Origin of the sequence: Pseudomonas sp. BW16M2 (assembly GCF_014268865.1) — a bacterium.
Lineage (GTDB): Bacteria > Pseudomonadota > Gammaproteobacteria > Pseudomonadales > Pseudomonadaceae > Aquipseudomonas > Aquipseudomonas peradeniyensis.
This window is the reverse complement of the sequence record NZ_JABWRI010000061.1, coordinates 1-3,414: the sequence shown is the minus strand read 5'-3', so window position 1 is coordinate 3,414 and position 3,414 is coordinate 1. Positions and strand designations below refer to the sequence as shown.

Annotated in this window: 1 tRNA gene and 2 rRNA genes; all 3 read right to left on the bottom strand. The window is 51.7% G+C overall.

What is annotated here, in order from left to right:
* Positions 1–68: ribosomal RNA gene (rrf, locus tag HU735_RS26740) — 5S ribosomal RNA — on the bottom strand; the annotation flags it as partial.
* Positions 69–200: 132 nt separating this feature from the next.
* Positions 201–3,093 (bottom strand): 23S ribosomal RNA (locus HU735_RS26735).
* A gap of 245 nt (positions 3,094–3,338) precedes the next feature.
* A tRNA-Ala gene (locus HU735_RS26730) sits at positions 3,339–3,414 on the bottom strand.

Here is a 3,414-nt window from a genome sequence, read left to right as displayed (position 1 = left end):
GCGATGCATCGTTTCACTGCTGAGTTCGGGATGGGATCAGGTGGTTCCAATGCTCTATGGTCGTCAAGAAATTCTGTTGCCAGAAGATCCAGATGGATACTCCAGCGAATTCGGATATGCGATTTGTGATGTTGCGAACTTTCGGTTCTTTCGTCTTCACCACCACAATTTGGCCTCGGCGCAAATTGCTTGGGTGTTATATGGTCAAGCCTCACGGGCAATTAGTATTGGTTAGCTCAACGCCTCACAGCGCTTACACACCCAACCTATCAACGTCGTAGTCTTCGACGGCCCTTCAGGGAGCTCAAGGCTCCAGTGAGATCTCATCTTGAGGCAAGTTTCCCGCTTAGATGCTTTCAGCGGTTATCTCTTCCGAACATAGCTACCCGGCAATGCCACTGGCGTGACAACCGGAACACCAGAGGTTCGTCCACTCCGGTCCTCTCGTACTAGGAGCAGCCCCTCTCAAATCTCAAACGTCCACGGCAGATAGGGACCGAACTGTCTCACGACGTTCTAAACCCAGCTCGCGTACCACTTTAAATGGCGAACAGCCATACCCTTGGGACCGGCTTCAGCCCCAGGATGTGATGAGCCGACATCGAGGTGCCAAACACCGCCGTCGATATGAACTCTTGGGCGGTATCAGCCTGTTATCCCCGGAGTACCTTTTATCCGTTGAGCGATGGCCCTTCCATACAGAACCACCGGATCACTAAGACCTACTTTCGTACCTGCTCGACGTGTGTGTCTCGCAGTCAAGCGCGCTTTTGCCTTTATACTCTACGACCGATTTCCGACCGGTCTGAGCGCACCTTCGTACTCCTCCGTTACTCTTTGGGAGGAGACCGCCCCAGTCAAACTACCCACCATACACTGTCCTCGATCCGGATAACGGACCTGAGTTAGAACCTCAAGGTTGCCAGGGTGGTATTTCAAGGATGGCTCCATGAGAACTGGCGTCCCCACTTCAAAGCCTCCCACCTATCCTACACAAGCAAGCTCAAAGTCCAGTGCAAAGCTATAGTAAAGGTTCACGGGGTCTTTCCGTCTAGCCGCGGATACACTGCATCTTCACAGCGATTTCAATTTCACTGAGTCTCGGGTGGAGACAGCGCCGCCATCGTTACGCCATTCGTGCAGGTCGGAACTTACCCGACAAGGAATTTCGCTACCTTAGGACCGTTATAGTTACGGCCGCCGTTTACCGGGGCTTCGATCAAGAGCTTCGCTTGCGCTAACCCCATCAATTAACCTTCCGGCACCGGGCAGGCGTCACACCCTATACGTCCACTTTCGTGTTTGCAGAGTGCTGTGTTTTTAATAAACAGTCGCAGCGGCCTGGTATCTTCGACCGGCGTGGGCTTACGCAGCAAGTGCTTCACCCTCACCGGCGCACCTTCTCCCGAAGTTACGGTGCCATTTTGCCTAGTTCCTTCACCCGAGTTCTCTCAAGCGCCTTGGTATTCTCTACCTAACCACCTGTGTCGGTTTGGGGTACGGTTCCCAGTTATCTGAAGCTTAGGAGCTTTTCTTGGAAGCATGGCATCAACCACTTCGCGCTCTAAAGAGCACTCGTCATCAGCTCTCGGCCTTGAGATCCCGGATTTGCCTAAGATCTCAGCCTACCACCTTAAACTTGGACAACCAACGCCAAGCTGGCCTAGCCTTCTCCGTCCCTCCATCGCAATAACTGGAAGTACAGGAATATTAACCTGTTTTCCATCGACTACGCTTTTCAGCCTCGCCTTAGGGACCGACTAACCCTGCGTCGATTAACGTTGCGCAGGAAACCTTGGTCTTTCGGCGTGCGAGTTTTTCACTCGCATTGTCGTTACTCATGTCAGCATTCGCACTTCTGATACCTCCAGCAAGCTTCTCAACTCACCTTCACAGGCTTACAGAACGCTCCTCTACCGCATCACCAAAGGTGATACCCGTAGCTTCGGTGCATGGTTTGAGCCCCGTTACATCTTCCGCGCAGGCCGACTCGACTAGTGAGCTATTACGCTTTCTTTAAAGGGTGGCTGCTTCTAAGCCAACCTCCTAGCTGTCTAAGCCTTCCCACATCGTTTCCCACTTAACCATGACTTTGGGACCTTAGCTGACGGTCTGGGTTGTTTCCCTTTTCACGACGGACGTTAGCACCCGCCGTGTGTCTCCCATGCTCGGCACTTGTAGGTATTCGGAGTTTGCATCGGTTTGGTAAGTCGGGATGACCCCCTAGCCGAAACAGTGCTCTACCCCCTACAGTGATACATGAGGCGCTACCTAAATAGCTTTCGAGGAGAACCAGCTATCTCCGAGCTTGATTAGCCTTTCACTCCGATCCACAGGTCATCCGCTAACTTTTCAACGGTAGTCGGTTCGGTCCTCCAGTCAGTGTTACCTAACCTTCAACCTGCCCATGGATAGATCGCCCGGTTTCGGGTCTATACCCAGCGACTAAAGCGCCCTATTAAGACTCGCTTTCGCTACGCCTCCCCTATTCGGTTAAGCTCGCCACTGAATATAAGTCGCTGACCCATTATACAAAAGGTACGCAGTCACCTAACAAAGTAGGCTCCCACTGCTTGTACGCATACGGTTTCAGGTTCTATTTCACTCCCCTCTCCGGGGTTCTTTTCGCCTTTCCCTCACGGTACTGGTTCACTATCGGTCAGTCAGTAGTATTTAGCCTTGGAGGATGGTCCCCCCATGTTCAGACAAAGTTTCTCGTGCTCCGTCCTACTCGATTTCACTGGCAAGAGATTTTCGTGTACGGGGCTATCACCCACTATGGCCGCACTTTCCAGAGCGTTCCACTAATCTCAAACCAGCTTAAGGGCTGGTCCCCGTTCGCTCGCCACTACTAAGGGAATCTCGGTTGATTTCTTTTCCTCAGGGTACTTAGATGTTTCAGTTCCCCTGGTTCGCCTCTTGCACCTATGTATTCAGTACAAGATAACCAGCTTATGCTGGCTGGGTTCCCCCATTCAGAGATCTCTGGATCACAGTCTGTTTGCCGACTCCCCAAAGCTTATCGCAGGCTACCACGTCTTTCATCGCCTCTGACTGCCAAGGCATCCACCGTATGCGCTTCTTCACTTGACCATATAACCCCAAGCAATCTGGTTATACTGTGAAGACGACATTCGCCGAAAATTCGCATTTCGCTCATTGCTGAGCAGAACTCACAAATTTTACCTTAGCCTGAATAACCAGCAGTGAAACTGGCATTCAGTCTATCTATCACATATCCGAATTTTTAAAGAACGATCTGACAAAAGTCAGAAATCAACATTCATCAACGAATGTTCATTTCTAAGTTCTGAGCAGTGCTGCGAAACCTGAAAGAGTGGTGGAGCCAAGCGGGATCGAACCGCTGACCTCCTGCGTGCAAGGCAGGCGCTCTCCCAGCTGAGCTATGGCCCC